We start from the raw sequence: 4,124 nt of genomic DNA on the forward strand, positions 1-4,124 counted from the left end.
AAAAAAATGCTAATAGAAAAAAATTATATTATACCTACAAACTTCTTTGAAAATACAGAAAAATATTTTCACAAAATTATAGAAACAGATTTAGAAACTTTTGATGGAGTTTTTGATATATTAGAAAGATTAAAAAACATAGATATAGTTATAGCTTCAAATAGCAATATAAATTATGTTACAAGAATGGCTAAAAAAACATCTATATCAAAATATATAGTAGGATATTCTTGTCATAATGAAACATTGAAGGCTAAACCAGAACCAGATTTATTTTTGAATGCATTTGAAATATTAAAAGAAAGAAACAATGATATAACAAAAGATGATGTTGTTATTTTTGAAGATAGTTTAGCTGGTGTTGATGGAGCTAAAAAAACAGGTATAAAAATAATAGCAATTACAAATAGTTATAAAAGAGAAGTTTTATTAGAACATGGTGCTGATATTGTTGTAGATAAAATAAATGAAGCTATTAATTATTTAAATATTTAAAAAACAATAAAAAAGGGAAACTAAAAATTAGTATCCCTTTTTTTATATTAACAAATTATTATTTAATTACATATCGCCAATAAACTTATACATTGGGAATTTTTTACATAAACCAGCTACCTTTTTAGCAACAGCAGCAACCACCTTTTCATCATTAGCATTACTTAATACTTCATCAATATATTGAGTAAGCTCCATAACATCTTTTTCTTTGAATCCTCTAGTAGTAATAGCAGGAGTACCAAGTCTAATACCGCTAGTAACCATTGGAGATTCTGTATCATAAGGTATGCCGTTTTTATTAATAGTGATATGAGCTTTATCTAAAACAGTTTCTGCAAGTTGACCTGTAATGCCTTTAGATTTTTTTACATCAACTAATATTAAATGAGTATCAGTACCGCCAGAAATAAGTTCATAACCTTTAGAAAGGAACATATTAGCCATAGCATCAGCATTTTTCAAAACCTGCTCTTGATATTTAACAAATTTAGGGTCAAGTGCTTCTTTGAAACATACAGCCTTAGCAGCTATAACATGCATCAAAGGTCCGCCTTGTATACCAGGGAATATAGTTTTATCTACTTTTTTAGCTAATTCTTCTTCAGTAGAAATAATATATCCGCCGCGAGGACCTCTTAAAGTTTTGTGAGTAGTACCAGTAACAAAATGAGCATATGGTACAGGGCTAGGATGAAGTCCAGTAGCAACTAAACCTGATATATGAGCCATGTCTACCATTAAATAAGCACCAACTTCATCTGCAATCTCTCTAAACTTTTTAAAATCTATTTGTCTAGGATAAGCACTTCCGCCTGTTACTATTAATTTAGGTTTTACTTTTTTAGCGATATCCCTTACTTCATCATAATCTATTTGCATAGTATCTTTTCTAACATTATAATGCTCAAACTTATAAATCTTTCCAGAGAAATTAACATTTTTACCATGAGTTAAATGTCCGCCAGAATCAAGTGATAATCCCAAACAAGTATCTCCTGGTTCTAATATAGCCATATAAACACCCATATTAGCTTGTGAGCCAGAATGAGGCTGTACATTTACAAAAGGAGCTTTAAATAATTTTTTTGCTCTTTCTCTTGCCAAATTCTCAACAACATCAACTTCACTACATCCGCCATAATATCTCTTAGAAGGATAACCCTCAGCGTATTTATTTGTAAATATAGAGCCCTGTGCTTCCATAACAGCACGAGAAACTATATTTTCACTAGCAATAAGTTCAAGTCCGTTTATCTCTCTCTTATACTCATTTTTCATTGCAGCAAATATTTCTTTATCAGCACTTTTAAGAGGAACTTCTGATACATAATATTTAGGAGCAGCAACAACTTTTTTCTCGATTTTTTTCTCAACCTTTTTAGCAACTTTCTTTACAGCAGAAGAAGCTTTTTTAGCAACAGTTTTTTTCTCTGCAGCTAATTTCTTGACAGTTTTCGATACTTTTTTTAATGAACCTTTAGTATTTTTTTTAGATACAGCCATAATACCTCCAATGAAACTTTTATTATTAATAAACTTTGATAATAAAAAATTATTAAATGATATTTTTGAATTTATATTATGATATACTATCATCATTTTTTTTTCAATTAAAATGTTCATTAATTTTAAATTATTTATTTTTCTTTTTATTATTTTTTGCGTTTTATTTATTATAATTTCGATATTAATTATAAATGTATATATAATTAATGCATAATATAGAGGGTTTTATGAAAATAACTTTGGACATGTCTATTTCTAATTTGCTAGATTCTTTCGATAGAGAATTTGGAATTAATTTGGGAATATATAAAGGAGCTAAAAAATCTAATGATATTAAATTGTTTGAAATAGCAGACCCTAGAAAAAATCAAAAAGCTTCTATTGTTATAGATAAAGATACTAGTGTTGAAACTTTAGAGGCTATGTTTAGAGATAAATTTGGTATAAGAGTACAAGTTAAAGATAGAGATGGAAATACGGTTAATCAATCAAGCACTTTAGGAGGAATAAGAAAATTATCAAAAGACGATATTGAAGAAAATGAAAGACACAAAAAAATATCATTAGTAGATGATGATGAAGAAGTTGCAAATGAAGAAGATAATAAAGAAACTAAAAAAGAGTTAAATAAAAATACAAAAAAGAACACAGAAAAGAAAAAAAATAAAACATATCTTTTAAACATTCATTCAAATAAAACTAATAAACATATAACTAGCCCAGAAGAAAAAATAAAAGATATAGATAAATATTATTTAAACTTCCAAAGAACAGAAAGATATAAAGCTATGCTTAATCTTTTATCTTGTATAGAAGAATCTAAATTATTATATCCAGATTCTGAGGATTTAATAAATCATATAAATGATATAAAAATAAAATCTGTTAATATTTCTAATGTAAGTATTAAAAAAAGGAAATTTGCTATATTTGTATTGATAATAATAACAGCAATATTTTCTCTCATTAGTTTAGGTATATGGGGATTTGATTTCTATAATAAAATAAAAAGGGAGAAGATGATAGAAAGTATTATAAAAGATATTGATAATTTACGTCTTCAAAAGGGAAGTTTGATGGAAAGTGGAAATATAGCAGAAGCTAGTGCAATAGATGAAAATATTAATTCAAAATCTGAACAGATAAATATTATAAAAAATGACAAAAAAGTCTCTCTTGCTTATTATTCTATATCGCTTGCTGTTTTACTTGCTATAATATTATCACTTTGTATGGTAAGGCTCAATAAATTTGATGTTACATCATCGAGGTTTAGAAAAGATAATTAGTTTTTAATGATATAAAACAATGAAAAAATTTAAAAAAATAAGAAGCCTTGAAAAATAATCAAAGCTTCTTAATTATTTAATTACATATTAATTAAAATCTTATACCCACTTGACCGCCAACATCTAATGCACCAAAAGTAATCTCAGGATCAGGACTAAGAGTTTTAGTTTTCATAGCTACAAAGTCATAAGATACATAAACACCCAAAGTAAAGTTATATAATAAAAGAAAATCTAAACTTGCTTTAATATATGGTATGTACAAATTATCAAATTGATCTTGTAATTGTTTTAAATTGTATGTATAACTTCGCTCTCCGCCGCTATTTTCTTTTGAATAACTCGCTCCGCCAAGAGGGAATTTTATACCAGCACCAACACCTATAGACATAAATAATACATCTATTTTTGGCATTAAACCAATACTTAAACTATCAAAACTTAAATACTCCGTATTTCTATCAGACTTATAAGAAAAAACATCTCTTTGATAACCTAAATCTAATGATATACCTAAAGAAAGTATAGCTAAATCAAAATAATAATTAGGTCTTAAATAAACTCCGCCCTCAAAACCAGCATTTGGTTTAAAACTTTCTATTCTTTTTCCATCTTGAAAGAAATATCCAATACCAGCACCAAGAGGAACTGTTATATCAACGCCAGCACCGCTTTTAGCCATAAGTGTTGTACTTATAGTCATTATAAATAATGTAATCATTAATATAATTTTTTTCATTTTTAATTCTCCATAATTAAATAATTAAAATCATATGTAACTACAAATTGTATATAAAATAATTAAAAAGTCAATTATTAATGATATTATAT

Annotated in this window: 4 protein-coding genes; 2 read left to right on the plus strand and 2 right to left on the minus strand. The window is 26.7% G+C overall.

Annotated elements, in window-relative coordinates; genetic code table 11:
• Positions 1-495, plus strand: a 495-nt coding sequence (locus E6A48_RS07775; RefSeq protein WP_219709464.1) for an HAD family hydrolase, incomplete at its 5' end; no start/stop codon positions are given.
• Between the two features lie 66 nt (positions 496-561).
• On the opposite strand, the gene glyA is transcribed toward E6A48_RS07775, so the two are convergent.
• Positions 562-2,001 (minus strand): serine hydroxymethyltransferase, encoded by a 1,440-nt coding sequence (gene glyA, locus E6A48_RS07780; RefSeq protein ID WP_219709466.1) that lies wholly within the window; start codon positions 1,999-2,001, stop codon positions 562-564.
• A gap of 230 nt (positions 2,002-2,231) precedes the next feature.
• Between glyA and E6A48_RS07785 the strand changes: the two genes are divergently transcribed.
• Entirely contained in the window at positions 2,232-3,293 is a 1,062-nt protein-coding gene (locus tag E6A48_RS07785) for a hypothetical protein (protein ID WP_219709468.1), read from the plus strand.
• 91 nt (positions 3,294-3,384) lie between these two features.
• On the opposite strand, the gene E6A48_RS07790 is transcribed toward E6A48_RS07785, so the two are convergent.
• A complete protein-coding gene (locus tag E6A48_RS07790; RefSeq protein ID WP_219709470.1) occupies positions 3,385-4,032 on the minus strand; it encodes a hypothetical protein in 648 nt (215 codons plus the stop codon).
• Positions 4,033-4,124 lie beyond the last annotated feature (92 nt).

Origin of the sequence: Brachyspira pilosicoli, assembly GCF_019402445.1 — a bacterium.
GTDB classification, from domain to species: domain Bacteria; phylum Spirochaetota; class Brachyspiria; order Brachyspirales; family Brachyspiraceae; genus Brachyspira; species Brachyspira pilosicoli_B.